Annotated in this window: 25 protein-coding genes and 1 pseudogene; 10 read left to right on the forward strand and 16 right to left on the reverse strand. The window is 34.7% G+C overall.

Annotated elements, in window-relative coordinates; genetic code table 11:
* Positions 1 to 33: 33 nt before the first annotated feature.
* A complete protein-coding gene (glgA, locus tag Q0X14_RS11135) occupies positions 34 to 1,500 on the reverse strand; it encodes a glycogen synthase GlgA (RefSeq protein ID WP_297838386.1) in 1,467 nt (488 codons plus the stop codon).
* A 258-nt stretch (positions 1,501 to 1,758) separates the two neighbouring features.
* Between glgA and Q0X14_RS11140 the strand changes: the two genes are divergently transcribed.
* On the forward strand, positions 1,759 to 2,550 hold the full coding sequence (locus Q0X14_RS11140; RefSeq protein ID WP_297838389.1) for an alpha/beta fold hydrolase: 792 nt from the start codon (positions 1,759 to 1,761) through the stop codon (positions 2,548 to 2,550).
* 20 nt (positions 2,551 to 2,570) lie between these two features.
* Positions 2,571 to 2,984, forward strand: coding sequence for a DoxX family protein (locus Q0X14_RS11145; RefSeq protein WP_297838392.1), 414 nt, complete (start codon positions 2,571 to 2,573; stop codon positions 2,982 to 2,984).
* A gap of 15 nt (positions 2,985 to 2,999) precedes the next feature.
* Here the strand turns inward: Q0X14_RS11145 and Q0X14_RS11150 are convergent, their stop codons facing one another.
* From Q0X14_RS11150 to alaS, 7 genes and pseudogenes are all read right to left on the reverse strand, one after another.
* Complete coding sequence (locus tag Q0X14_RS11150) at positions 3,000 to 3,356, reverse strand: SdpI family protein (protein ID WP_297838395.1); 357 nt, start codon at positions 3,354 to 3,356, stop codon at positions 3,000 to 3,002.
* A gap of 14 nt (positions 3,357 to 3,370) precedes the next feature.
* A complete protein-coding gene (locus Q0X14_RS11155) occupies positions 3,371 to 4,108 on the reverse strand; it encodes a hypothetical protein (protein ID WP_297838398.1) in 738 nt (245 codons plus the stop codon).
* A gap of 13 nt (positions 4,109 to 4,121) precedes the next feature.
* Complete coding sequence (locus Q0X14_RS11160) at positions 4,122 to 4,787, reverse strand: uracil-DNA glycosylase family protein (protein ID WP_297838400.1); 666 nt, start codon at positions 4,785 to 4,787, stop codon at positions 4,122 to 4,124.
* A gap of 121 nt (positions 4,788 to 4,908) precedes the next feature.
* Complete coding sequence (locus Q0X14_RS11165; protein ID WP_014558911.1) at positions 4,909 to 5,160, reverse strand: RNA-binding protein; 252 nt, start codon at positions 5,158 to 5,160, stop codon at positions 4,909 to 4,911.
* 97 nt (positions 5,161 to 5,257) lie between these two features.
* On the reverse strand, positions 5,258 to 6,607 hold the full coding sequence (gene radA, locus Q0X14_RS11170) for a DNA repair protein RadA (RefSeq protein ID WP_297838406.1): 1,350 nt from the start codon (positions 6,605 to 6,607) through the stop codon (positions 5,258 to 5,260).
* A gap of 89 nt (positions 6,608 to 6,696) precedes the next feature.
* A pseudogene (locus Q0X14_RS15620) lies at positions 6,697 to 7,038 on the reverse strand (GxxExxY protein).
* 46 nt (positions 7,039 to 7,084) lie between these two features.
* Positions 7,085 to 9,673, reverse strand: coding sequence for an alanine--tRNA ligase (gene alaS, locus Q0X14_RS11175; protein ID WP_297838409.1), 2,589 nt, complete (start codon positions 9,671 to 9,673; stop codon positions 7,085 to 7,087).
* Positions 9,674 to 9,772: 99 nt separating this feature from the next.
* Between alaS and Q0X14_RS11180 the strand changes: the two genes are divergently transcribed.
* Entirely contained in the window at positions 9,773 to 12,316 is a 2,544-nt protein-coding gene (locus tag Q0X14_RS11180) for a TonB family protein (protein ID WP_297838412.1), read from the forward strand.
* A gap of 91 nt (positions 12,317 to 12,407) precedes the next feature.
* On the opposite strand, the gene Q0X14_RS11185 is transcribed toward Q0X14_RS11180, so the two are convergent.
* Positions 12,408 to 13,301, reverse strand: a complete 894-nt coding sequence (locus Q0X14_RS11185) for a carbohydrate kinase (protein WP_297838415.1) — start codon at positions 13,299 to 13,301, stop codon at positions 12,408 to 12,410.
* A 62-nt stretch (positions 13,302 to 13,363) separates the two neighbouring features.
* Between Q0X14_RS11185 and Q0X14_RS11190 the strand changes: the two genes are divergently transcribed.
* The gene (locus Q0X14_RS11190; RefSeq protein WP_297838418.1) at positions 13,364 to 13,873 is read left to right on the forward strand and encodes an SRPBCC family protein; all 510 of its coding nucleotides are present in this window, start codon (positions 13,364 to 13,366) and stop codon (positions 13,871 to 13,873) included.
* A gap of 58 nt (positions 13,874 to 13,931) precedes the next feature.
* Here Q0X14_RS11190 and Q0X14_RS11195 read toward each other — a convergent pair whose 3' ends face one another.
* A complete protein-coding gene (locus Q0X14_RS11195) occupies positions 13,932 to 14,426 on the reverse strand; it encodes a DUF4440 domain-containing protein (RefSeq protein ID WP_297838421.1) in 495 nt (164 codons plus the stop codon).
* Between the two features lie 120 nt (positions 14,427 to 14,546).
* Between Q0X14_RS11195 and Q0X14_RS11200 the strand changes: the two genes are divergently transcribed.
* From Q0X14_RS11200 to Q0X14_RS11215, 4 genes are all read left to right on the forward strand, one after another.
* A complete protein-coding gene (locus Q0X14_RS11200) occupies positions 14,547 to 15,308 on the forward strand; it encodes a class I SAM-dependent methyltransferase (RefSeq protein ID WP_297838426.1) in 762 nt (253 codons plus the stop codon).
* Positions 15,309 to 15,671: an AraC family ligand binding domain-containing protein gene (locus tag Q0X14_RS11205; RefSeq protein WP_297838429.1), complete on the forward strand. Its 363-nt coding sequence runs from the start codon at positions 15,309 to 15,311 to the stop codon at positions 15,669 to 15,671.
* Positions 15,672 to 15,892: 221 nt separating this feature from the next.
* Positions 15,893 to 17,035, forward strand: coding sequence for an acyl-CoA dehydrogenase family protein (locus Q0X14_RS11210; RefSeq protein ID WP_297838433.1), 1,143 nt, complete (start codon positions 15,893 to 15,895; stop codon positions 17,033 to 17,035).
* Positions 17,036 to 17,062: 27 nt separating this feature from the next.
* Positions 17,063 to 17,314: a hypothetical protein gene (locus tag Q0X14_RS11215; RefSeq protein WP_297838437.1), complete on the forward strand. Its 252-nt coding sequence runs from the start codon at positions 17,063 to 17,065 to the stop codon at positions 17,312 to 17,314.
* A gap of 381 nt (positions 17,315 to 17,695) precedes the next feature.
* Here Q0X14_RS11215 and Q0X14_RS11220 read toward each other — a convergent pair whose 3' ends face one another.
* The 3 genes from Q0X14_RS11220 to Q0X14_RS11230 all read right to left on the reverse strand — a co-directional run bounded on the left by Q0X14_RS11220 (position 17,696) and on the right by Q0X14_RS11230 (position 21,808).
* Positions 17,696 to 18,547, reverse strand: coding sequence for a T9SS type A sorting domain-containing protein (locus Q0X14_RS11220; protein WP_297838440.1), 852 nt, complete (start codon positions 18,545 to 18,547; stop codon positions 17,696 to 17,698).
* Positions 18,548 to 18,612: 65 nt separating this feature from the next.
* Positions 18,613 to 20,973 (reverse strand): M28 family peptidase, encoded by a 2,361-nt coding sequence (locus Q0X14_RS11225; RefSeq protein WP_297838443.1) that lies wholly within the window; start codon positions 20,971 to 20,973, stop codon positions 18,613 to 18,615.
* A 196-nt stretch (positions 20,974 to 21,169) separates the two neighbouring features.
* On the reverse strand, positions 21,170 to 21,808 hold the full coding sequence (locus Q0X14_RS11230) for a thioredoxin family protein (protein WP_297838446.1): 639 nt from the start codon (positions 21,806 to 21,808) through the stop codon (positions 21,170 to 21,172).
* A 156-nt stretch (positions 21,809 to 21,964) separates the two neighbouring features.
* Here Q0X14_RS11230 and Q0X14_RS11235 point away from each other — a divergent pair, with 156 nt between their 5' ends.
* Positions 21,965 to 22,357 (forward strand): DUF2203 domain-containing protein, encoded by a 393-nt coding sequence (locus Q0X14_RS11235; protein ID WP_297838449.1) that lies wholly within the window; start codon positions 21,965 to 21,967, stop codon positions 22,355 to 22,357.
* A 3-nt stretch (positions 22,358 to 22,360) separates the two neighbouring features.
* Here the strand turns inward: Q0X14_RS11235 and Q0X14_RS11240 are convergent, their stop codons facing one another.
* The 3 genes from Q0X14_RS11240 to Q0X14_RS11250 all read right to left on the reverse strand — a co-directional run bounded on the left by Q0X14_RS11240 (position 22,361) and on the right by Q0X14_RS11250 (position 25,375).
* Positions 22,361 to 22,786 carry a hypothetical protein gene (locus Q0X14_RS11240; protein ID WP_297838452.1) on the reverse strand — a complete coding sequence of 142 codons (426 nt, stop codon included), beginning with the start codon at positions 22,784 to 22,786 and terminating at the stop codon, positions 22,361 to 22,363.
* A 134-nt stretch (positions 22,787 to 22,920) separates the two neighbouring features.
* Positions 22,921 to 24,024 carry a 3-phosphoserine/phosphohydroxythreonine transaminase gene (gene serC / locus Q0X14_RS11245; protein ID WP_297838455.1) on the reverse strand — a complete coding sequence of 368 codons (1,104 nt, stop codon included), beginning with the start codon at positions 24,022 to 24,024 and terminating at the stop codon, positions 22,921 to 22,923.
* A 103-nt stretch (positions 24,025 to 24,127) separates the two neighbouring features.
* A complete protein-coding gene (locus Q0X14_RS11250; protein WP_297838458.1) occupies positions 24,128 to 25,375 on the reverse strand; it encodes a DUF1015 family protein in 1,248 nt (415 codons plus the stop codon).
* 74 nt (positions 25,376 to 25,449) lie between these two features.
* Between Q0X14_RS11250 and Q0X14_RS11255 the strand changes: the two genes are divergently transcribed.
* Positions 25,450 to 26,349: an alpha/beta hydrolase-fold protein gene (locus Q0X14_RS11255; protein ID WP_297838461.1), complete on the forward strand. Its 900-nt coding sequence runs from the start codon at positions 25,450 to 25,452 to the stop codon at positions 26,347 to 26,349.
* The last annotated feature ends 69 nt before the right edge of the window (positions 26,350 to 26,418 follow it).

The raw sequence follows: 26,418 nt of genomic DNA on the forward strand, positions 1-26,418 counted from the left end.
TATAACTGAAGATCGGTTGATGAATTAACTTATTCACCCTCTCTTCTCTTTTGCAATTTTATAAAGTTCTACATACTTCTCCGCTGAGCGTGACCAGCTGAAATCCATCTTCATTCCGTTTAACTGAATTTTTCTCCAGATATCTTTATGCGCAAATGTGTTTACTGCCCGTTCAACTGATTTGTAAAGTGCAAATCCGGAATAATCATAAAATGAAAAACCATTTCCGTGATCAAAGCCGTAGTAGTTTTCTTCGTCCCAGTCTTTAACTGTGTCTGCAAGTCCGCCCGTTTTTCTTACAACGGGAACCGTTCCATACTTAAGAGAATAAATCTGATTAAGTCCGCAAGGTTCATAACGCGAAGGCATCAGAAAAATATCTGCGCCGGCTTCAATCAAATGTGAAAGTTCATTGTTATAGCCAATGTATGCGGCAAGTTTCCCTTTAAGATTATGTGAAAGATATCTGAACATTTCTTCATAACGATATTCACCACTACCGAGAATTATCCATTGAGCATTCAGATTCATCAGCTCATTCACTGCATCGGCAAAAATATCAAAACCTTTCTGCAGAACCAGTCGTGAAATCATTCCAATCAAAGGACGGTTCTCATCAAAAGGAAGATTAAAATGTTCCATCAGAAATTTTTTGTTCTTTAATTTTCCCGAAAGGTCATTCATCGAATATTTGTACGGAAGAAATTTATCTGTTTCCGGATTCCATTCATCGTAGTCAACTCCATTAAGTATTCCATAAACATCAGGTTTGCGTGCGCGAAGTATTCCGTCTAATCCAGCACCGTATTCCAGGGTGAGAATCTCGTGGGAATATTTATTGCTTACAGTATTTATTATATCAGCGAACACGATTCCTGTTTTCATAAATGAAACGGTGTCTTCAAATTCAACCGGTCCGCCGGGATAAAATAGTTCCGGTCTTATTTCGGCGGCATATAGAGTTGATTTCGAAAATCTTCCCTGATAAGCTATGTTGTGAATTGTAAAAACAGTCGCAGTATGATCAAACATTCTGTCCCAACTGTAATTGTCTTTTATGTATAGAGGAATCAATCCTGTTTGCCAGTCGTTGCATTGTATTACATCGGGAGTCCATTGTAATCGTTGAAGAACTTCAATGACACCTTTGCTGAAGAGAATAAATCTTTCATCTTCGTCTGAATCATTTGTATAAACAGTTCCGCGGTTATAGTAGTGTGGACAGTCAATAAAGTTGACTTCAACATTGCTGTTCGGAAGTTTTGCCTGGTGAAGATGGACAGAATGTACTTTACCATTAACACGGATTAGCATTTCACCAACATCCCAGTTATAATGAAGTCCGTGTTTTGATTCATCAATAAAAAGATATTTGGGCATAAAAACTTTTACTTCAACTCCAAGCTTTTCAAGAGCTTTTGGAAGTGAGCCGGCAACATCTGCCAGGCCACCTGTTTTTGCGTATGGAACGCATTCTGTTGTTGCAAATGCTAGTTTCATTGTTTTGTTACCTCAAAGTGACTTTGTGTCATTGAAAAGAAAGAAAATATTTTGCCACAAGGATACAAAGACACAATTCTTGTAAAAAAAATTATTTTATTTCTTATGTGAATAATAAGGCATAATGAATTAATTTTCATCTGTAAACTGAGAAGTGCTGGAAGAATGAAGTATAATAAACAAGAACAAATGTTTAAATAGATTTTTTATGTTCATTTATTAAGAAAATATTCTCAATAAATTTCAAGAGGAATATAAATGAAAGAAATCATTAATGGTTTGTCAGTTTTCTCTGAAGGTTACAACACAAACAAATCAATTATTTTTATACACGGATTTCCTTATGACCATACAATGTGGAATGCCCAGATGGAAGCACTAAAGGAAAAATATTTTTGTGTGAGTTATGATATTCGTGGTCTTGGCGAATCACCCGCAGGCGATGGACAATTCACAATGGAATCGTTTGTTGATGATCTTGAAGAGATAATTAACAAGAAAAATCTAAATAAACCTGTTATATGCGGTTTATCAATGGGCGGATATATTACTTTGCGAGCTTTGGAGAGAATGCAGGATAAATTTTCTGCAGCAATTTTATGCGACACAAGGTCCGAAGCCGATAACAACGAGGGCAAACTTAAACGCGCAGCAGGAATTAAAAGAATTAACACTGAAGGTTTGTCACCATTTGCAAAAGATTTTATCACAAATTGCTTTGCAGAAGATTTCCGGCAGAATAAAAAAGATGAGCTTGATAGTATAATTAAAAAATCATCTGCATTTAATCCGGTTGGAGTAAAAGGATGCTTGCTTGCAATGTTGAGCAGAACAGATACAACACAAAGTTTAAGTCAGATAAAAATTCCAACTCTGCTTATTTGTGGTGAGAAAGATGCTTTAACTCCGCCATCGGTGATGAAAGAAATGTTTCATAAAATTCCCAATGCTGAATTTGTTGAAATAAAAAATGCAGGACATATGACGCCAATTGAAAATCCAGATGAAGTCAACATAGCAATTATTAATTTTTTAAATAAATTGGACTAAAATATTTTCGGAGAAAGTTAATGAATGATTTTGCTCTTTTAATACTCCGCACTGTTTCAAGTGGCTTTATGTTATTTGCTCACGGATTACCGAAACTTAACCGTTTATTTTCTTCAGGTGAAATTAATTTTGCTGATCCATTGGGAATTGGTACAGTGCCAAGTCTTGCCCTTGCAGTTTTTTCAGAATTCTTTTGTTCAATTCTGGTTATACTTGGATTGTTCACAAGAGCTTCGCTTATTCCTTTAATCATTACGATGTTTGTTGCAGGTTTTGTTCATCATTCTGCCGATCCTTTTGCTCAAAAAGAAAAAGCACTTTTGTTTTTACTTATTTATGTTTTCCTTTTTATAACAGGTCCGGGGAAGTATTCGTTAAATCGGATTATTAAGCTTAAATCGTCGAACAGGTTTATTAAGTTTCTTTCCGAATAATCTTCGAAAAAAAAATTATTTTTTGCCGAACTTTCGTTTAAGCTTTATCTCTGTAGAAATAATAAGAAAAGCAACCAGGGTGAAAATTATTAATAGACTGAACCACACCTGATAATCGTTTGATATATTTGGAAGCAATAAAAAAATAAGACCAAATATTATCATTATTACTCCAACCCAAATTGAAACTTTAGCAGAATATTTCTGTGCAAAGTCCCATGCTTCCTGTGAACGCATTGATGAGCTTGTCCGGTAACCGTAGAGTAAGTTAATTTTCTTCGGAGGAAATTTTATTTGAACTATTCCCGCAAACAGAAATATTAGTCCGCATAAACCAAGTATTATAAATCCCGCACTTAAAAAGAATTGCATAAAGTTTCTCTGTTTTAATCGAAATAGGGTCGTTTATACTGTGGAATTTCGGGATACATTTTCAGAAGTTCATCCTTAATTTTTGTCAGCAATATTATCTGATTCAAAATCTGGTTGTTGAATTCAGGGCAATGCTCGTGCAGATTATTAAGTGCTGACAGGCAATTTGTTACTGCGATGTATAACAACTTTCCGGTAACATAAAGTTCTTCTTCATTTGCTTCTTTAAAATCTTCGTCCTTCTCAGCAAGATAATCTTCGTGAGCATGAATAAGCCGTTTGGTTTTAACAAAAACCTGCGGTGAATACCAACCGAGAACAGAAAGACTCTCCTGTATTTCTTTCAGTTCATTTGTCAAATTTCCAGTAATAACAGCTTCGTTTATTTGAGGGTTGTAGTAATCAAAAATTTCTTCCATTTCATTCATTGATTTTGTAAAATCTTCTGCAAGATTATTTATCTGGTAAGAATTAAAATCGGGCTCTGGCGGTAATTCCCCAGATTTAATATCTTCAGGATCAATATTCATCTCTTCGAGTTTTTCCATAAGCATTTGCATAGCCAGGTTAAGATTTTCTTCAACATCTTTCATAACTACTTCAGGATCGTTAGGATTTTTGTCATCCAAAATGTGCTGAATGTTTTTCTCAGCATCGGATTGAAACAGACGACAGCGATCAGTGTAATTACACTTTTCACACCAGCGGTCGCAATAGTTGTAAATTCCCGGAATAAAATTTTCTTCGTTCATTTCAGTAAAAAATTTATGTGATAATTGCTTTGAGATATTTATTTATATAATTATCAATGTTCTTCAGCTTATACTGCATAATGTATCTTGGATGTTCAACAATTATAATCTTTTTGAAAAAATTATGTTCATCATTTAATGCTTTAAAGTATGCTGCATTTTTCTTTCCGAGTAAAATTGCAAAATCTTTTCTTGCGCCAAACTTAATTTGCGAATTAATGTTTTTCACGATATCAACTTTAAGTCGCTCAGCAAGAACTTTGTCATCATAGTAATTATAATTTTTTCCGTTTTTAATTAAAGCGAAAGGGTAAAGTGCAGTTAAAAATACTTTGGAGAAAAATTTTTTTACTCCGCCAGATTGGTTAGCAACAGAATAAATAAATTTACTTGAAAGCTCTTTCTGATTTCCAAGATTATTTTTAATTCCACATTCCTCCCCAAGTGCCACAGGATCAGTAAAAGAAATTCCGGTTAACCCACCACCAAATCTCCCGGGATTTATACCGATGATAAAAATTCTTTCATTGTCATCATTATAAAATTTAAGATAGAATTCTCTGATAATCTTTTTTACTTCGGGTGATGAATAGGGATTCATCACTTCTGTTTGATTAAAATTTATTTCCGGTGCTTTCAGACCTGAAAAATATTTTATTGCTTTATCAGCAAAAGTCATAAAGAAAATTGATTTGTTAGTACAAGATGAAATTTATTAAAAATTAATCTGAGCAGATAATAATAAAAAAGCGCTCACGGATAAAGAGAGCGCTTGAAATATTTTGCATTAAAATAAGTTCTTAGCTTTTCGGCTTTGCTTCGCTAACTATTATGTTGCGGCCTTTAACTTCAGAGCCATTTAATGCATTGATTGCTGCAGAAGCTTCAGCTTCGGTTTCGAATTCAACAAAACCAAAACCTTTAGATCTGCGGGTCTGTTTATCGGTTACAACTTTTGCTGAAGCAACTTTACCGTATGGTTCAAATAAAGTTTTTAATTCAGCATCGTTAACCGACCAGGGAAGACTTCCCACGAACAATTTGGTACTCACTTAACGAACCTTTAATTAATTGAACAAAAAAGCGCCTTTATGACGCCAAGAAAAAATAATACTCTTATTGTTCGAAACAAAATTAATTTTTTGGTTTTTACTGAATTAAAAGGTTGATTGTATCAGAAAGATTTTCGTGCGGAATTACCTTTATTTTAGGGTTTTGCTTCAATCCTCTTGAATTTGCCTGAGGAATTATTACCGTATTAAAACCAAGTTTTTCTGCTTCCTGAATTCGCTTTTCAATATTTCCAACACTTCTTAATTCGCCACCGAGACCAACTTCACCGATTACAATTGTCTGACTGTCAATCACTTTCTCCGAAAGACTTGATGCTATGCTTAAACAAACTGCAAGGTCTGCTGCCGGTTCAGTTATTTTAATTCCGCCAGCAACATTTATAAATACATTTGCTGATGAAACTTTCACCAGAGCTCTTTTCTCAAGTACTGCTAATAAGATGGACAATCTTCTTTGATCAAATCCATTTGAAACACGCTGGGGATAACCATACATTGAAGGTGTTACCAACGCCTGAACTTCGAGTAGTATCGGACGGCTTCCTTCAATTGTTGAAGTTACAACCGAGCCGGGAGTTTGTTTTTCTCTTTCGCTTAAAAACAGTTCGCTCGGATTTTTTACCTCTCTGAGACCATCTTCACGCATTTCGAAAACACCGATTTCATTTGTGCTGCCAAATCTGTTTTTCTGTGATCTTAAAATTCTGAATGAGTGATTTGCTTCTCCCTCAAACTGAATAACCGTATCAACCATATGTTCAAGAATTTTTGGTCCGGCAATAATTCCTTCCTTTGTAACATGACCAATTATAATTACAGATAAATGTTTCTTCTTTGCCTCGTCCATCAGTAAAGCAGTACATTCTCTAATTTGTGTTACTGTGCCGGGAGAATTGTCCAGCTCGTTTCTGTACATTGTTTGAATAGAATCTATGATTACAACGGAAGGTTTAAGTGATTCAATTGCAGCAGTTACCTGATTTAGTTCTGTCTCTGCCAGAATAAAAAGGGTATCTGATTTTATTTTCAATCTCGATGATCTGAGTTTGATCTGTTTTTCGGATTCTTCGCCGGTTACATATAAAACTTTCTCTTTTATTCCCGCTGCTGCCTGCATTGCAAGAGTTGATTTTCCTATTCCCGGATCTCCACCAAGTAAAACAACAGAGCCGGGCATTAAGCCGCCACCAAGTACACGGTCAAATTCTGTTATACCTGTAATTATTCGCTCTTCTTCAGTTGCGGTTATTTCTGATAATTTGTGAATGGGAGATTTTAGAACTGCTTTTGCAGACTTGTGTTTTCCTGTTTCAATAAACTCTTCTGTGAATGAATTCCAGCTTTCACATTCGGGACATTTTCCTATCCAGCGAAGAGATTCGTATCCGCAGTTTGAGCAAACATATTTTATTTTTTGTTTTGACATAAAGGAGAATTTTCACCACTTAGACACTTAGAACACTTAGTTTTACTTAGATTCCGGAAGAGCTGCAAAAACATCTGTTACTAATGGGACTAGCTGATCTGTAATCCTTTGGGCTTTCCCGTTAATTTTAAATATGATAATAGTCGTGCTTTATAAACCGGAATCATTGTTTCGACAGCTTTTAATTCTACTATTATTAAATCATTTATTAATAAGTCTAAAATCAATGAAGTTCCCAAATCTTTACCTTTATAAATAATTGGAACCTGAACCTGGCGATTTACAATTAATCCGTTTGATTGTAATTCATCAACAAGTCAGGTTTCATATACTGACTCAAATAAGCCGGGACCCAAGTTCTTATGAACTTCAACTGCACATCCAACAACTTTATAAGCCAGCTCGTTTATGTATTTCTTTGTTACTTTCATTCTTAGTGTATCTAAGTGCGCTTAGTGTCTAAGTGGTAAAATTGTTTTACTTATTCTGCTGTGAAACGATTTCTTCAACTTTAGCTAATGCTTTTGTTATTGCCTTAATGTCCTTTCCTCCGGCAGTTGCAAGATGTGGACGACCTCCGCCTCCGCCACCAACCAATTTAGCCAGTTCACCGACAATTTTTCCCGCACTAAGATTTTTCTTTTTGATAAGATCATCAGAAACAACTGCAACTATTCCAACTTTATCTTCAATCTGTGAGATAAGAACACCAACTCCGCTGCCCATTTTATTGCGAAGCTCATCGCCAAGTGATTTGAGTTCATCCATATTGTCAGCGTGGACCTTGCCCTTATAAATCTTCACACCTTTTTCTTCTGAGTGAAGTGAAAGAATATGATCAAGTTGCTCAAGTTTCTCCCGCATCTTTAATTCAGAGATTTCTTTTTCAAGTTTTTTCTTTAAGTCAAGAAGCTCTTCAATTTTTTTCTCTGATTCTTTGAGATGTTCAAGCTGAGTGTGAATGAATTTTTCAACACCTGCGCCGGTAACAGCTTCAATTCTTCTTACTCCGCTTGCTATTGATTGTTCACTTACAATTTTGAATAAACCAATCTGACTGGAATTATTAACATGAGTTCCACCACAGAATTCCATAGTAAAATCACCGAACTGAACAACATTAACACGATCACCGTATTTATCTCCGAAGAACATCAATGCGCCCATCTTCTTTGCTTCATCAAAAGGAATGTTGCGATGATGAATAAGCGGAAGATTTCTTCTCAATTGTTCATTGACTAATGCTTCAATATCTTCAATTTCTTCGGGACTTAATTTTGCAAAATGTGTGAAGTCAAATCTTAATCTGTCTGGTCCAACATAAGAACCAGCTTGTTGCACATGTGTTCCAAGTATTGTTCTTAATGCTTTATGAAGGAAGTGTGTTGCTGAGTGATTTCTCATAATATCCCATCGACGCTTTTCATCAACTTCTGCAATTACTTTCATTCCCGGTTGTAAAGATTCTGCAACTGAATTTTCTGAAATGTGAATCACAGCATTTTCTATTTTAGCAACATCAACGATTTCAATCTCAGCCGAAGGAGCTAATATTTTTCCAATATCATCAACCTGACCACCTGCTTCGACATAAAATGGAGTTCGGTCGAGAACTATCAGATTTGCATTTCCCTCTTTTTTTATTCCAATAATTTTTGCTTCTGATTTCAACTCATCGTAACCAGTAAACTCGACCTGTTTGTTATCTGTAATGTTAAATGAAGATAAATCTGTAAGCACAACATTTACTGAGGCAAATTTTTCTTTAGAAGCTTCTCTCGCTTTTTTGCGCTGAGCTTCCATCAGTTTATTAAAACCAGCTTCGTCAACTGAAAAACCAATTTCTCTTGCCATTAAGCTTGTAAGATCAACAGGAAATCCGTAGGTGTCGTAAAGTTTAAAGACATCTTCTCCGGGAATAACTTTCTGATTATTCTTGTTGAGTCTTCGCACAACATCTTCAAACAATTCAATTCCGCGATCGAGTGTAGCGTTAAAACTTTCCTCCTCCGCTTTAATTACTTTTTTAACATAATCCTGTTTCTCTTTTATTTCGGGAAAAACACCTCCCATCGTAGAAACAAGAATATCAACAAGTTCAAACAGAAATGGTTCTTTAAGATTAATTTTTCTTCCATATCGGGCAGCTCTTCTTAATATTCTTCTTAGCACATAACCTCTTCCCTCGTTACCGGGAACAGCACCATCAGCAATTGCAAAAGTCAGCGCACGAATGTGATCTGCTATTACACGCATAGGAATTTTATCTTCTTCGTTTTCATATTTTACTCCGGATAATTTTACTATCTCATTAATCAAAGGCATAAATATATCGGTGTCATAGTTTGAAGATTTATTCTGAAGTACCGCACAGACTCTTTCGAAGCCCATTCCTGTGTCAACATGTTTTGCGGGAAGTTCATGCAACTTTCCGGTTTCATCCCGATTATATTGGATGAATACGAGATTCCAGATTTCAATACACTCAGGAGTTCCGGCATTCACATAAGAAGGATTATCATAATCATCGCTAAGATTAATATGAATTTCAGAACAAGGTCCGCAAGGACCAGTGTCACCCATTTCCCAGAAATTATCTTTTTCTCCAAATCGTAGAATATGTTTTGGATTTATATCGGTAACCTGTTTCCATAATTCAAAAGCTTCATCATCATCTTTATAAACTGTTGCCCAAAGTCTCTCTTTAGGAAGTTTCCACACATCAGTAAGGAGCTCCCAAGCCCACATTATAGCTTCTTTTTTATAATAATCTCCGAAAGACCAGTTGCCAAGCATTTCAAAAAATGTATGATGATAAGTATCGTGACCAACTTCTTCGAGGTCGTTATGCTTGCCGCTTACACGAATACATTTTTGTGTATCTGCAGCTCTTTTATATTCTCTTGTGCCCGTTCCCAAAAACACATCTTTAAACTGATTCATACCTGCGTTTGTGAAAAGCAAAGTAGGGTCGTCAAACGGAACAACGGGCGAAGATGGAACAATTCTATGATCTTTGCTTTTGAAAAAATCTAAAAATTGTTGTCGTATTTCTTGTGAAGTCATATTTACCTTTAAGGAATTTTTACTTGTAAAAATAACAAAATGACGCCTAAGCTTAAACTTTTGATACACACAGAGCCATAATAAAATTTGTGAAATCCTGTGGCAATAAAATTGCAGAATTATGCTGAATTCAAACAAAATGCAGACAAAATAATGGTTGAAACAAAAAATCAGGTCAGTGACGGCGAACTCGTATTAAAGTTAGCCGGATATAATGCCCAGGCATTTGAACAGCTTTTCGAAAGATATTCTCCATTTCTTTATGGATTGATAAAAAAAATTATTGGCGATCCAAAACTTTCTGAACAAGTTTTGTTAAATGTGTTTGCAATATTCTGGAAAAGAATTGAACAATATGATACCACCACAAATAATGTTTTTACCTTCCTTTCGATGCTTACAAGAAACCGCGCTGTTGATGTTCTTAAAAGAATGGATGAGCATAAACTTTCGCCTCTTTATGATGATAATTTTGAAAATGAAAAAATACTTCCGAAACTTTCACCCGTTATTAAACCAATTACTCTTGAACTGGCGCTTGCCTTTGGTGAAAGGATAAAATTTTACAGAAGTCAGTTAACAGAAGTACAAAATCTTGTATTAAATCAGGTTTTCTTTGAAGGATTAACTGATGAGGAAATATCAAAAAAATTAAATATTCCCGAAGCAACAGTTAAGCAGAAAATTCAAACCACTCTTGGAACTTTGATGCAAAATCTTTCGGGTAAAAATCTTGAAGCAGGTGGTAATAAAAAAGTTATTGATTTGATAAAGCTCGAAGCAATCGGAAGATTATCACAAGATGAAAAGGAATATCTCACAAATCAGAAGTTAGAAGATCCCGAATTTCCCTGGGCAATTCTTGGTGAATATCAGAATCTTGTTGCTTTGCTTTCTTCTGTTGTTGTTCCCGAAAAACCAGCAACGGATTTAACCGGCGAAATAAAAAATCTTTTCGGCAATGTTTTAATTGGAAAAACAGAGCTATATAATGTTGTAATACCAAACAAAATAAATATTCCTTCTGTTAGCGAAACAAAATCTGAAGAAAAGGTTGAAAGTAATCCGACCGAAGAATTTCCAATCAGATTCAAAGAACCAAGTAAACAAGATCTTGAAATATTAGAAGAAATATCTCATACAGTTCCCGAGCCGGTTAAAGTAGCTGAAGAAAAGAAAGAAGAAATTCCGGTTGAGAAAAAACCGGTTGTTGTTGAAAATAAAATTCAGCAAGCTCCGGTTATTGAAAACAAACCACAGGAAATTCCTTCGATTAATAAGAAAGAAATTTCTGAAAGCAAGATTGAGAGCAAAACTTCGTTTTCAATTGAGAGTAAAATTTCTCAGCCAACTAAATCTGAACCAGCAAAGCAATCAATAAACATTGATCCGCATACAGTTGATCCGGCAACAATCAACAAAAAAATTAATCAGATACTATCGAAGACTGAAGAAATAAAAGAAAAAAATAAACTTGTTGAAGAAAAGAAAAGTGTTGATGAAAAGCCTGCTATAGTAAAGACGGAATTACCAAAACAGGAATCAAAAGCGCCCGAGCAAAAAAATATTATAAAAGAAGTAAAGCCGGAATCAAAGCCAGCTGCCAAAACAACCGTAAAAGATTTAAATAAAATTCTGGATAAAGCTGAACAAACTTCAGTTAAGACAGAAAAGCCAAAGGAAGAAGTAAAGAAACCAGTTGAACAAAAGAATTTTACAAAAGAAGAAAAAGTAACCGAGTCAAAAACAGAACATAAAGCGGTTGGCAATGATGACCATCAGATTGAAAAATTAATTGAAGATTACAAGCACAATTATGAAAAAGAAATAGGTGAGTTGCAGAAAAAACTAAGAAGAAACATAATGATAACAGTTGGACTGATTGTTCTTCTTCTTGGTGGTGCAGCAGCAATATTTTTAACTATGCAGAAAGGTTCTGATAAACTTGTTACAAAAGTTGAAAAGCCGGTTGTAAGTGAATCAAAACCCCAGAAAACTTTAATTGAAACTGAAAACAATCCATCACAGCAACAAAATGTAAATCAAAATCAATCAGCGCAATTGAATACTGAAAAACCTTTGACTCAGCAACCAAATGAAAAACAAAATTTAAATCAACAAAACAATAATCAACAGCAAACAGAGCAACCGAAGAAAGATGAGCAAAAGGTAGTTTATCCGCCTTTGCCCGAAGCTCCTAAAATTATTGAGCAGGTTACAAATGGTAATTCTAGAAATGATTCGGAGAATACTCAAAAACCTAATGATGTTGCAGTAACCAAAGTCGAAAAGAAAATCGAAGAAGTAATTCCACCGAAAGAAGAAAAACCTTTAAGCGAAGAACCGGCATTCTTTGTTGCAGTTGAAGAACCACCACAGCCGATAGGTGGATTGGCAAGAATACAACAAAAAATTGTATATCCTTTAGCTGCGAAGAATCTTGGTGTTGAAGGTAAAGTACTTATTCAGGCGATTATTGATGAAAACGGAAATGTAGCAAAAGCAAAAGTTATAAAAGGTATTGGCTCCGGTTGTGATGAAGTAGCACTCGATGCAGTTAAGAGTTCAAAATTTACACCTGGTAAGCAACGCGGTAAGAATGTTCGTGTACAGATTACAATTCCAATCGTGTTTAAGTTGTAACTGAAAGAAATATCAAAGGTCAGAGACTATCAATTTTTTGATTTTTATTTTACTTGAAATCAGAGTTGTTAGAAATAAATCCTGATAAGGATTAATAAATACCAATCAATTCTCTGAAGTTATCATATATTCTGTCATTCTTTGGAATTGCTCCATCAATCATACAAATTTCACCAGCAAAGTCATTTGCAAGTTTATTGATTCGATTAATTTCTAATCCTTGTAAATATCCAAGACATAACATTGCAGCAAAAGCATCGCCGGCACCGGTTGTATCTTTTACTTTTACATCTGTGGAGGAGTAGTCATATCGTTTTCCGTTTTCAAAAATTGTAGAACCATCCTTGCCCCTTGTAACCGCAATCATACTGATATTAAACTGCTCCATCAGTTCATAAGCAACTTTTTCAGTATTGTAATCAATTTGTGTTATCATATCATTTAACAAACCCATCTCTTTGTAATTAACTTTTAGAAAATCTGCTGCTGTTAATGATGCTTCAACAATCTCTTCATCAAAAAAATCATTTCTGAGGTTCAGATCGCAGAAATATTTTAAATCCCGATTATTAAAAAGTGATTGAATGCTTTTTCGAGAAGTTTCAGAACGCTGAGCCAGAGTTCCAAAGTACAAACAGTTGGTTTCATTATTTACCAGATGCTTTACCTCATCCGTTGCTTCTATAAAATCAAAAGCTCTTTCAACATCTATTTCAAACTCCGGATTGCCGTCTTCATCCAAAGTTACATTTGCAACTCCGGTTGGATGAATCCGGTCAATTTGAATGTATTCTGTGTTAAGTCCGGCAAATTTAATTTCATCAACTGCTTTTGTTCCGAGGATATCTTTGCCCACACGACTAATAATGTTTCCTTCGCCTGTTAGTTTGTGAATGTGAAAAATAAAATTAAGTGGAGCGCCACCGAGTTTTTTATGATTCGGGAAAAGATCGAACAGAATCTCTCCAATAGAAGTTATTTTCATACAAATGGAATTTTTATTTAATTCAACTTGTTTACTTTTTACAATAACAATATGGAATTTAAATGAAAATTTATCAACTTAAATCATCGCAAATATTGCCGGTTTCTTTAACAACGGCCTGGAAATTTTTCTCTGATCCTAAAAACCTTTCTAAAATTACACCGAAATGGTTGAATTTTGAAATCACTTCGGATTTACCAAACAGAATGTATGCCGGAATGATTATCTCATATAAAGTAAGACCAATGCTGAATATTCCTCAAACATGGGTTACGGAAATTACTCATGTTAACGAACCATTTTATTTTGTTGATGAACAAAGATTCGGTCCTTACAAAATGTGGCATCACGAACATATCTTTACTGAGATTCCCGATGTCGGTGTGGAAATGCAGGATATTGTAACTTATGTTGTTCCGTTTGGAATCCTTGGAAGAATTGCAAACAGTTTGTTTGTGAGAAAAAAAGTTCTGGAAATTTTCGAATACCGCAAAGAAGTTTTGAAAAAAATGTTTGGTCCTTCGGTTAATCGCGAAGGAAAGTTAGAATATTTTACTTTGGAAAAGTACTAATCGGTTCAATTGGATTTGCTGTTAAGGAAATAGTTTTCCTCAACAGCAAATCTTAAAATTATTTTTGTTCACCTTCCGATTGCTGCATTTGAAGCCAGGGATTTAAGTCGGTGTTCCACATTTCAATTTTTATTTTCAAACCACCATCATCCTGCTTTTGCCAGACTGTCATGTATTTGCCTTCATCACTCCAATCAGGCACACCAGGACCAGTCATTGTCATTTTATAATTACCAATTTCAATAACAAAGTTTCCGGCAGGAATTAAATCTGTGGTTTTCATATCAAACGATGTTGTTTTCCATTCTGAATTTTCTACCTGCTCACTAAGTGACTTTAAAGTTTCAATGCCTCTTATCATAGGTTGATAGCTTGGAAGAGAAACAACATCATTGGTGTAAAGTGACATCATTGTTTTAGTATCATTATCAATCATTGATTGAGCATAAATTTTATTCAGCTTTTCGATTTGCGAAGAAAGCTCATTTTGATTTTGTGCAAATGTGAACATCGAACCAAGCCACAAAATTGATATAATAATTTTCAAGTTCATTTATACTCCTTAATAATTTGAATTTTTATTTACATTAAAATAAACTCTTCAAGCTTCTTTGCAACAATTTTGTGCCTCACATTTTCTTTTTTACTTTGCATCATTAAAAGAGACTTTGTTATGGAACTAAAAACAAACTACAACAAGATTGCTTCGGCTTATGATGAGAGATATAAATCAAACTATCTGACGGAAGTTGAGAAATCTTTATTAAGCATTGCATCTGATAAAAATATTCATTCAATTCTCGAGGTTGGATGTGGCACAGGAAGATGGTTAAGAGCGCTTTCTTCGCACAGTAAAAAGTTAGTCGGACTTGATTACTCAATTGGAATGTTGAAAGTTGCAGCCACTGGACAATGCGATTTGGTGCTGATTAATGCTGATGCTTGTAAACTTCCGTTTGCAAAAAATAGTTTTGATATGATTTTTTGTATAAACGCAATTCATCACTTTCCAAACAAAGAACTATTTTTTTCTGAAGCAACAGCGACATTAACGCAAAATGGTATCATCTGTATTTATGGAGTTGATCCACAAATTGATAAAGACTGGTATGTGTATGATTACTTTAACGACGTATATGAAAAAGACCTGGAAAGATTTCCATCATTAAAAGAAACCAAACAATTATGTGAGTTGTTTGGACTTCGTATCGAAGAACAAATGATTGTTGAAAAAGTATATTCTGAAAGAATTGGCAACGAAGTTTTTTCAGATCCATTTCTTAAAAAACATATGAACTCTCAGCTTGCAAATCTTTCAGAAGAAGAATATCAGGAAGGGATTGAGAGAATTAAACATAAAATTTCTGTTGAACCAGAAACAAAATTTATCACTGATATTAAATTCTACTTAACAAAAGCAAGAAAGGAATCTTAAATGCCGGTTCTGATTGATAAACCAACTGTAATTCCAGCGGCAGGAACAAAACCAAAAATTATTGAGGAGTATTTTGGTCGAGTAAACTCAAACACCAGTCAGGTAAGTATTGCAAGAATGAAAAGTCCTGCCGGTTGGGTTGAACCAGCACAACAACCTGAATTTGATGAATACACTGTTGTGTTAAGGGGTGTTTTGCGTGTTGAAACAAAAGACAAAGTGTTCGATGTTAAAGAAGGTTCAGCAATACTAACAAAAGCCGGTGAATGGATTAGATACAGCACGCCGTTTGAAGATGGAGCAGAATATGTGGCTGTGTGTATTCCTGCATTTTCACCCGATACAGTTCACAGAGAAGAATAAAATTGAACTTAAGCTGTTGATTTAATCATCGTCAAATAATAATTGTGCTTTATAAACTATCTTCTCAGTAATTAGAAGATATTTGAAATGAAGTTCTAACTAATGAAAATTTGCTTTTAATATTGTATCAATTTTATTAAAAAAAGCAGCCACGACTTTTTAATGACAGTGGAATATTATTTGTAATTGTTCACTGTCAACTAAAAGGAAGCGCAACATTGATGTTTGAATTTAAATTCACAGATGAGCAGAATATGCTCAGAGAAACCGTCCGGGATTTTACCAACAACGAAATTAAACCAATTGCTTCAAAGATTGATCAGGAAGGAATGATTCCGAAAGAACTGATTCGCAAAATGGCTGAACTTGGTTTTCTGGGCATTTCATTTCCTGAAGAATATGGTGGTGGTGGATTCGGAGAGGTTGGTTATTGTATTATGCAGGAAGAGATTGCTCGTGGTTGTATGTCAACAGCAACTTTCATTGGTGCACATCAATCAATTGGTACAAATGCACTTTTCATTGGTGGAACAGAAGAACAGAAGAAAAAATTTATACCTCCGCTTGCTGCTGGTGAAAAGATAGCCGCATTCGGATTAACAGAAGCACAAGCCGGCTCAGATTCTTTTCACCTTAAAACTCATGCTGAACCTGATGGAGATGAGTGGGTTATTAACGGAGAAAAATTGTGGATTACGAATGGTGGCATTGCAGATATTATTTCTTTATTTGCACGCACAGAAAAGGGAATAACACTTTTTGCGGTTGAAACTGACAGACCTGGATTCAAAGCAGGACCACCCGAAAAGAAAATGGGTATTCGCGGAAGCGTAACAAATGCGCTCAGCTTTGAAAATGTTCGTGTGCCGAAAGAAAATTTAATCGGACAGGAAGGTCGTGGTTTTATTTATGCAATGAAAACTCTTGACGCGGGCAGACTTGGTTTGGGCGCTGCTTGTCTCGGAGTATCCAAAGAGCTTTTAGAACTTTCAACAAAGTATGCGAAAGAAAGAATTCAGTTTGATCATCCGATTGCACAATTTCAGGCAATACAATTTATGCTGGCTGAAATGGCAGTGATGATTTATAATATGGAAAGCATTGTTTATCGTACCGCAGTTGATTATGATTTACACAAAGACATTTCGAGACAATCGGCAATGGTTAAATTTTACTGCTCAGAGTCGCTTGATAAAATTGTTGATTATGCTGTTCAGATTCACGGAGGAATGGGTTATTCTCAGGAACTTCCGATTGAAAGGATTTATCGTGATTCCCGAATTAATAGAATTTTTGAAGGAACAAATGAAATTCAAAAGGGAATCATTGCACGTGATATAATTAAGAAAAGCGGAAGACTATAATTTCAAAAGTATATAAGGAATAAAACTATGCCTGCTAAAAAAACAACCGCTGCAAAAGCTAAATCAAAACGTCCAAAGACATATTATTACAGAATATTCTTCGATGATAATGAAGCAAAGAATTATATGAAGAGTAAACTCACTCATAAACAAGTTGAAAAATATCTGAAAGCTTATGAGAAGACTCATCAGAAATTTATTAACAAAGAGTTTGTAGATTTCCTGAAAAAATATGATCGAACTGCAGAGCTTATAGAAATAAGCGACATCTCGTACTGATAATTGCTGTGCTCGTCGCTTTATCTTCCCGATGGGTTGTTTGCGCCTCCTTCAACTCATCGGGATTTTTTTATTGTAAAGGGATAAGGAATAAGGGAATAAGGTATATGCTAAAAGGAATTATTTTAGGATTGAGTTGATTTTAATAATTGGGTTAGGACTCCGTCCGAACCGCAACAATTCAACACATCAGGAACGAACAGGAGTTCGTTCCCTACACAAAAATAAAATTTATTAATAAAAAAGAGCGGACAATTTGCCCGCTCTTTGAACATTTGCTTTAGTTGAAAATCTTTTCTGATTAAGTTCTATGAAATTTTAAAAGCCCCTCTCCTAAGGATGGCACAGCCATTCCTAACGGAAGAGGGGTTGGGGTGAGGCTTACTTAATCAACATCATCTTCTTTACATCTGAAAAATTACCAACTGATAATTTGTAGTAATATACCCCACTTGGTAATTCACTTGCATTTCCAATGGATCCTGTGGAGAATTCTACTTTATAACTTCCCGCTTCTCTGTATTCATTCACTAAAGTAGCTACTTCGTTGCCAAGTACATCATAAACCTTAAGTGTTTGCCAACTGCCTACTGGCGACTGCCAACTTATTACTGTTGTTGGATTGAATGGATTCGGATAGTTCTGATAAAGCTTAAACTGATTCGGAACTTCTGTCAAATAATCATCTACACTTACTGTTACTGTATCACCATAAACTTTACCATCTATTACACAACCTAAAAGAGTAGAAAATACAGTTCCTGTAACAGCATCTCTTTCGGAGAGCATTCCAAACTCTTCAGTCCATAAACGATCGTTCCTAACTAAACCAAAATAATCATATGATACCCATTTTATTGTTACTAATGAATCAAATACAATAGCGGGAATTTCTGATTCAAGGTAGAAAAATGATGGCAGACCATAGTACAAAAAATTTATTGTGTCGTAAGTATTAATGCCTTTCTTATAATAGGCAACTTCTTGACTGTCAATCATATTTACGTAATAATAAATACTATCCGAATCATCGTATCTCGCATAACTACCACTTCCACTAGTAAAATAACGCTTACCATTAAACACGACACCCGAATCAATAATTGTAACTTTATGTCGCGTACCATTTTCACCTTCCCAAACCCAAGAATTTCCTAGACTCAAAGGCATTGGTTGAGAATAATGGTTTACGTACGAAATAATAATTAAACAAAGTATAAAATATTTTTTCATTGCAATCACCTATGAGTTAATATACAAGAAGCAGAGCAGAAATTTCTGCTCTGCTTGGACCAATTTTATTTTAAGATAACAAGTTTTTTAATGTCTGTAAACTCTGTTGTGATAAGTTTATACAGATATACTCCGCTCGAAAAACCACTTGCATCAAAGATTACATTATGAGAACCAGCATCTTTATAATCATTTACCAATGTCATTAGTTCATTGCCTAATATATCAAATATTTTAAGCTCAACAAAAGATTCTTTTTTCAACTCGTATCTTATTGTTGTAACAGGGTTGAATGGATTCGGATAGTTTTGCTCAAGTGAAAATTTATCCGGTGTAAGTACATCAACTTCTACTTGATTTGAATATTCAAATGTTCCGTCGAAATCTATTTGCTTTAATCTATAAGCATATTTTCCTGAAGTAAGATTTTTATCAACAAATACATAGTTCTGAGGTTCTGTAGTTGTTCCTTTACCATTTACAAAACCAGCAGCTTCCCAGGAAAGATTCCTCGCTTCGTTCGGAATGACACTTCGCTGAATTTCAAAACCACGATTATTTGTTTCAGTTGCAGTTGACCAGTTTAATTCAACATTGTTACCAACAGATATTGCTGTGAATGATGTAAGCTCAACTGGAATGACAGTATTGTAAGTAGATATTTTGATATTATCAACATACCATCCATCGTTTTGAACAGAACCATCTGAACGTAATAAAAATCTTAACTTAATTGTCTGCCCAATAAAATTTGAAAGACTCATTTTCTCGTGAACCCAGGTAGTTTGTGTTCCATCATACAGCGGCTCGTTTGGTGGTTGAAAACTGCCTGTTGCTGTATTTGTATAATTACCGGCAAGCGGTGTCCACGTTGAACCGTTATTTGTGGAAACAAGAACCTGACCATAATCCCAATTATTTTCGATATCCCACTGAGTATCAAATTCCAGTTCAGCGCCGAGAACATCAGCCAAACTTATGTTACTATTATAAGTTAATGTTGCTGTTACATTTGGAGGATATGTCCCGCCAGGTGAATCAGTGAATGATGTTGGTGGAGTAACAAATTTTGATGTTGTAGTATTCCAGCCGCTTACAGAAGTCCAGTTGTTTAAATTATTTGCTTCATCATACAACGCAACTGATACTGGTGCAACATAAAACTGATAAAATGTTGGAGGTGGAACATTTCCCGGAGGATTAAATCCACTTCCGCCAGCAGGCAGTGTTTTAACGATAGTTGAATTTGCATCCTGTGCTGCAATGTAATATTGAACTATACTTCCAAGAGGTATCGCGGGAATGTTAAAGCTATAATTACTTCCACCCGAATTAGTGCCCACAACTTCATTGAAAGAACCAAATCCACTTCCGTTACTTGTTCTGTAATAAAGTCTCGGTGCTGAAATACCTGTTCCTACTTCTAATCCTGTTGTAATTTGTGCTGTAGTTAAGATTGGCTGAGATTGTGTCATCGAAGCAATTGGAGTGTGAAAAATCTGCAGATTAAGATTTAATGCAAGTGTTGCGAAAGTTCCAATTGCAAGTTTAGCAGATTTTGTAAAATAAGGTTGATTGAAATACTGAACCAAATCGCTTGTAGTATGATAGTATGCATTAAAGTCATTGTCATCTTCAATTAATAATATTGCACCATAATTCTTTGACCAGAATGATGCGTGATCGCTGTAAGTAGAACCAGGATTGTATGAGACTATGGTAAGATTTATTCCATATTGTGAATTTACTTCAACCATTTTCTGATATAATTCAACTGAATTTGCAACCGCACGGTTATGAACATTCACTATTCCATCATTATTGCTATCGTAAGCAATCATATCCATATTAATCACACCAACAATTGAATCATTAACATTTCTTGCCTGAGTAGCATAGTAATTACTTCCAACCAAACCTTGTTCTTCTTCATCCCAAAGTGCATAAACAATGGTAAAAGGGAAAGTATATTGAGATAATATTCTTGCAGCTTCAATTACTGCGGCTGTTCCGCTTGCATTATCATCAGCTCCGGGCGCAGTTGTTCCGGAAGGCATATCATCATAGTGAGCGCATATTATTAATTTCTGATTAGGAAATTGTGTTCCCGGCTGAGTTCCGATAACATTATTTCCCGTTGAGCTGAAATTCTGAATTGTTGTTGTAATTCCATACGATTGCAATTTCTGCTTTATATAATCTTTTGCAAGTTCATTTGCAGAATTGTTCTTATGTCGTGATACAATAGTAACAGTCTGTCCGTTAACAACTGTTGGAACATTACCGGAAAGTTCACGAACGAAATAAACAAGAGAATCCTGTCTTACAGAATTTATTATCTGTTGTACTGTAGGATTCTGAGCAAAAGATGAAAAAGAAAAAACGAAAAGAAAAAATACACAGAGGGTTTGTAAATGTTTTTTCATAACACAACCTGTGATGTTAGTGGTATAATAATTATTGGAGGATTAGCAACTAATAATTGCTATCAACGAACAGAATAACCATCAAATGTTATTCCCTCTAAACTTAGTTTGATTTTTTCGTATAATCAAACTTCCCTCAAAATTTTCAATCTCTAATTATAAGATTTGAAAAATAATTTTTCCTAAATGAGAATTATTAAAAAGTTGTTTGATGATTAGCATTTGTTTTCAGATTGTCGCTAAGTAAGTGGATAATCTCCTTCTCGGTGGAATATCCTCCATCCTTTGCATACCAAAGATGAAGTTGTTTAATCACTTCCTGCTTTTCAATTCCTTTTTTATGTAAGTCTTCTGCAAGTGATTTTGCTGCTTTCGGACGAGGTCCCCATTGAAATATTTCATTTAATTCTTCATCAAATACAACAAGTTTTGGGATGCTTCTTTTCCCGTTTGTTAAATACACATCCATTATTTCAGGATTCGAATCTCGCAGAAGAATTTTCAAGTCAATATTTTTATTAAGATTTGCCAACGCAGCGATGACAGGTAATGTTTGAGCAGAGTCTCCGCACCAATCTTCAGTAATTACAAACCAAATCTGATGACTTTGAATTTTACTGATGGTATTTAAAGCTTCATCGGTTGGCTTATATAATTTTTCAAGTCTTGATACTCTTGCAAGATTTAATTTTCTATATTCATAATATGCAAGTTCCATTTCATTTAGCATATCTGGATTAACATCCTTTACATTCTTTTCGCTAATCTCTTTAAATTGTGGATAAGTAAGTGCACCACTAAGTTTTTCTTTTAATAACATTAGATTTTTAGTCATTCTTCACCTGCATTTTTAATAAGATAAATTGTCATAGTTAGAATAGAAAAAATCTCTTTGGTTTCAGAAAAACTTAATAAATTTCGTGAAATTTGAACTTTTTTTATTCATTTTTCATTATATTTTTACAGCGACTTAAAAACAGAATTAATTTATATGACAACAGCAACAAAATATTTCACACCGGAAGAAGCCAGAAGAACACTTCCTTTGGTAAGAAAAATAGTTCAGGATATTCTTGATACCACAAGAGAAATGCGTTTAATCGCTGAAGATTTACAAGGCGATTTTGAGGAAGATGCGCGAATTAAAAAACTTGCTGATGAAGTAAACGGATTTCTCAAAGAACTTGAAGAGATAGGTTGTTTTTATAAAGATTCAAATTTTCAAATTGGTCTGGTAGATTTTCCTGCACTGTTTGATGGACGTGAAGTATATCTTTGCTGGAGAAGTGATGAAGATGATATTCTATACTACCATGAAGTTGATGCCGGTTATCAGGGACGAAAAAAAATTCCCCCACAATATTTTGAAGGATCGTTGTTCTGATTGCTATTTACTTAACTCCAAATCAGTTTCAATGCTTGTTTGATTATCCGAATTAGCATCTTTTATATGAAATATTATTTTGTAAATTCCTTCCTGATAAGTAGAATCAAGTGTGAATTGAGCTTCTAAACCAACATCAGAAATTTTTTCTTTACTGGTTTCTGAGTGAACATAGGAAAACTTTCCTGCTTCAACTGAACTATCGGGTTTTACAAGATCAACAACAAGTGAAATTGTTGCCGCATAATTTCCGGTTTCTTTATCAATAATCTGATTAAATCCTTTTATCCTGACTGTTGCATTTACTTCCCAGCTTCCGCCCAAATCATAAGCAAATGCTTCAGTACTGAATGCTTCAAACTTTTCTTCCTTCTTACTGCAGAATGTAAATAGTAAAAGTGTAAGTGCAAATAAAATTATATTTTTCATAGTTCTCTTCATTTGTTTAAGTTGGATAAAAGGTGTTAGGTATAAGGATTAGGGTATAAGGTATAAGGACAATTTATAAAAAATTTTAACTTATACCTTATTCCCTTATTGCCTTATTCCCTATACCGTTAGTACTAACCGTTTCTCTTTTGGAAATCTTTCATAAAGTCCACAAGAGCTTCAACACCCTTAATTGGAAAAGCATTATAGATCGAAGCTCTTAGTCCGCCAACTGAACGATGTCCTTTCAATCCGCTGAATCCGGCTTTGGTTGCTTCATCAATCAGTTTCTTTTCAAGTTCTTCTGTTGCAAGGTTGAATGTTACATTCATTAATGAACGGCTATCTTTCTCAGCGTGTCCTTTATAAAATCCACCACTTTGATCAATACAATCATAGAGTAATTGAGCTTTCTTTTTGTTAATCTTATACATTTCTTCAAGTCCGCCAAGTCCTAACAACCATTTCGTAACAAGTTTGATAATGTAAATTCCAAAAGTATTTGGAGTATTGTACAACGAATCGTTTTCAGCGTGAATTTTATAGTTCAACATTGTGTGCAGAGAATCCTGACTTCTTTCAAGCAAATCTTTTCTGATAATTACAAGAGTTACTCCCGAAGGACCCATATTTTTCTGAGCGCCGGCATATATCAATCCATATTTTTTTATGTCCAGAGGTTTGCTGAGAATATCTGAAGAAGCATCGCATACTAATGGAACATTGCCGACTTCAGGTTCTGTCTGCCATTCAGTTCCGTATATTGTATTGTTTGATGTGAAGTGAACATAAGCCGCATCAGGATCAAGTTTCAATTCACTTTGTTTTGGAATTCTTTTAAAATATTTTTTATCACCTTCTCCCTCTTCTGTGGTTGCAGCAACATTAGCGGTTCCAACTCGTTTTGCTTCTTTCATTGCCTTTTTTGACCACGAACCGGTGAGAATATAATCTGCTTTATTTTTAGGCGGCATAAGATTTAACGGAACCATTGAAAACTGTAATGATGCACCACCCTGAAGAAACAGAATTGCATAATCATCCGGAATATTAAGAAGTTGTTTCAATCCTTCCTTTGCTTCCTGATGAATTGCATCATAAGTTTTTGAACGATGTGAAATTTCGAGAATTGACATTCCCACTCCGGGAAGTGCAAATAAATCTTTCTGAGCTTCGAGCAATACTTCTTCCGGTAAAACTGCCGGGCCAGCGCTGAAATTATATATTCTGTTTTCCATGATTTTTCCTTTTATTTTATTTTCTTAGTGAATCTTTGTGCTCTAAGTGTCTTAGTGGTGAAAGATGATTTACCACTTAGACACTAAGTCCACTTAGTTGCACTTAGATTAAATGAGTTAATAATCCATCTCTCAATTTTGGCTCAAACCAGGTTGATTTTGGTGGCATTATTTCTCCCGCATCAGAAATGTTCATCAAATCATCAAGACTAACAGGATAGAGTGAAAATGCAACTGCTGCTTTGCCACTATCAACAAGCTTCTCTAATTCTTTTGTACCTCGTATTCCGCCAATGAAATCAATTCTGTTGTTTGTTCTCGGGTCATCAATTCCAAGAACCGGATTTAAAAGAAAATTTTGCAAAATGCTAACATCGAGTTTTTCTCCGACAGATTTTTCAAGCGATAAACTTGCAAGCACGGAATCCCTTGCTTTCAGATGATACCACTGATGATCCAGATACATGCAAAACTCTTTTTGTTTCTTTGGTTCTTTTTCATCTGTTGGCTTCACATCAAATTTTTCACTGACAGCATTTAAGAAATCTTCTTTGCTCAATCCGTTCAAATCAAATACAACCCGATTGTACGGTAATATCTGTAATTGTTCTGCCGGAAAAATTACTGCGATGAAATAATTGTATTCTTCATCTCCTTTGTGGTTTGGATTTGATTTCATTTTTTCTTCCCGCGCACGACTCGCACTTTTTGCACGATGATGTCCATCGGCAATATACAGCTTGTTTATCTTAGCAAACTCAGATATAATCATTTCATTGTATTCATCAGGCAAAATCCAGATTGTGTGTTGAATTCCATCCGGTGCTGTGAAATCATATTCCGGTTGAACTGCACTAATTGTTTTTTCAACAAGTTCATTAACGGTTTTAACTCCGCGATAAGTAAGGAACACAACACCTGTTTGTGCGTTAGTTGTAATTATATGATTTGTTCTATCGTCTTCTTTTACCTTTCTGGTTTTTTCATGTTTCAGAATTACATCATTGTCATAATCATCAACTGAAAAAGTTGCACAAATTCCGGTTTGAGCTCTTGCATTCATAATTAATCTGTAAAGATAAAAGTGAGGTTTTTCGTCCAATACCAATGGTGCATCTTTAATCAGCTTATCAAGATTTTCTTTTGCTTTCAGATAAACTTCTTTTGAATAGACATCAACATTATCAGGCAAATCAATTTCTGATCTTGTAACATGCAAATAGCTTAATGGATTTCCTTTTGCAAGTTCTTTTGCTTCTTCTTTATTGATAACATCATAAGGAACACTTGCAACTAAATGAGCATTTTCTTTTGTTGGACGAAGTGCTTTGAAAGGTCTGATTACTGCCATTTTTGTCTCCGGATATTTACAAAATTTTCGAAAACTTCTTGCTCAAAAATCCACAAAATATTACTAATAAGCCAATGACAAACCACACATTCGGGCAGGAAATTTCCGTAAAAAATATTTTATCGCATCAGAATGTTTTACTTATCTTTGCAGGAATAAAATCTAAGAAAAGAATTTCTATGTTTCGCCAACAAAAACCTAAAAGACCAAAGTCAAATGCCGAAAGAGATGAAATAGTGGGAATTGTAAAATATCATCGCGGCTTTTCATCTTCATTTTTGAATAATCAGAGAGATATTGTGGTCTGGTTGCCAAAAGGTTATAACTCTTATAAGAAAAAAGAACAAAGATATGCTGTGCTCTATATGCACGACGGACAAAATATTCTTGACCCGAAAACAGCTTATGCAGGAAAAGACTGGCGTGTTGATGAAACATTATCGAAGCTGATAAGAAAAAGAAAAATAAAAGACATAATAGTTGTGGGAATTTATAATACACCAGACAGACTGGATGAATATAGCTGGAGTGATAAAGGTCAGCTTTACCTTAAATTTATTGTTGAGGAATTAAAACCATTTATTGATTCGAATTACAGAACTCTACCAGACCGGGAAAATACAGCAATGATTGGCTCATCAATGGGTGGTTTAATTTCATTTTATGCAGGATGGTTTTACGGCGAAGTTTTTTCGAAAGTTGGTTGTATGTCAAGCTCATTCTATTATCATAGTGACCATGCATTGAAGTTAGTTGAAGATTATAAAGGACCTAAAAAGAATATTAAGTTTTATATTGATCACGGAGAAGATGGATTAATTCGCGGTCAGAGAATGTTTTGTCTTCTAAGTCAAAAAGGATATGTGCTTGGACAGGATATTGATTACTATTATGCTCCTGGCGCAGAACACAATGAAAAGGAATGGGCTGCAAGATTGGAAAGACCATTACTGTTTTTCTTTAAGAAAACTTAGTAATTACTATCCCGATATATTCTGAAAAATAATCTTTTGATTTTTTTTCCTGTATTGCTGTATGATTGA

The sequence above is a fragment of the Ignavibacterium sp. genome (assembly GCF_025998815.1).
In the GTDB taxonomy this organism is placed as follows: domain Bacteria; phylum Bacteroidota; class Ignavibacteria; order Ignavibacteriales; family Ignavibacteriaceae; genus Ignavibacterium.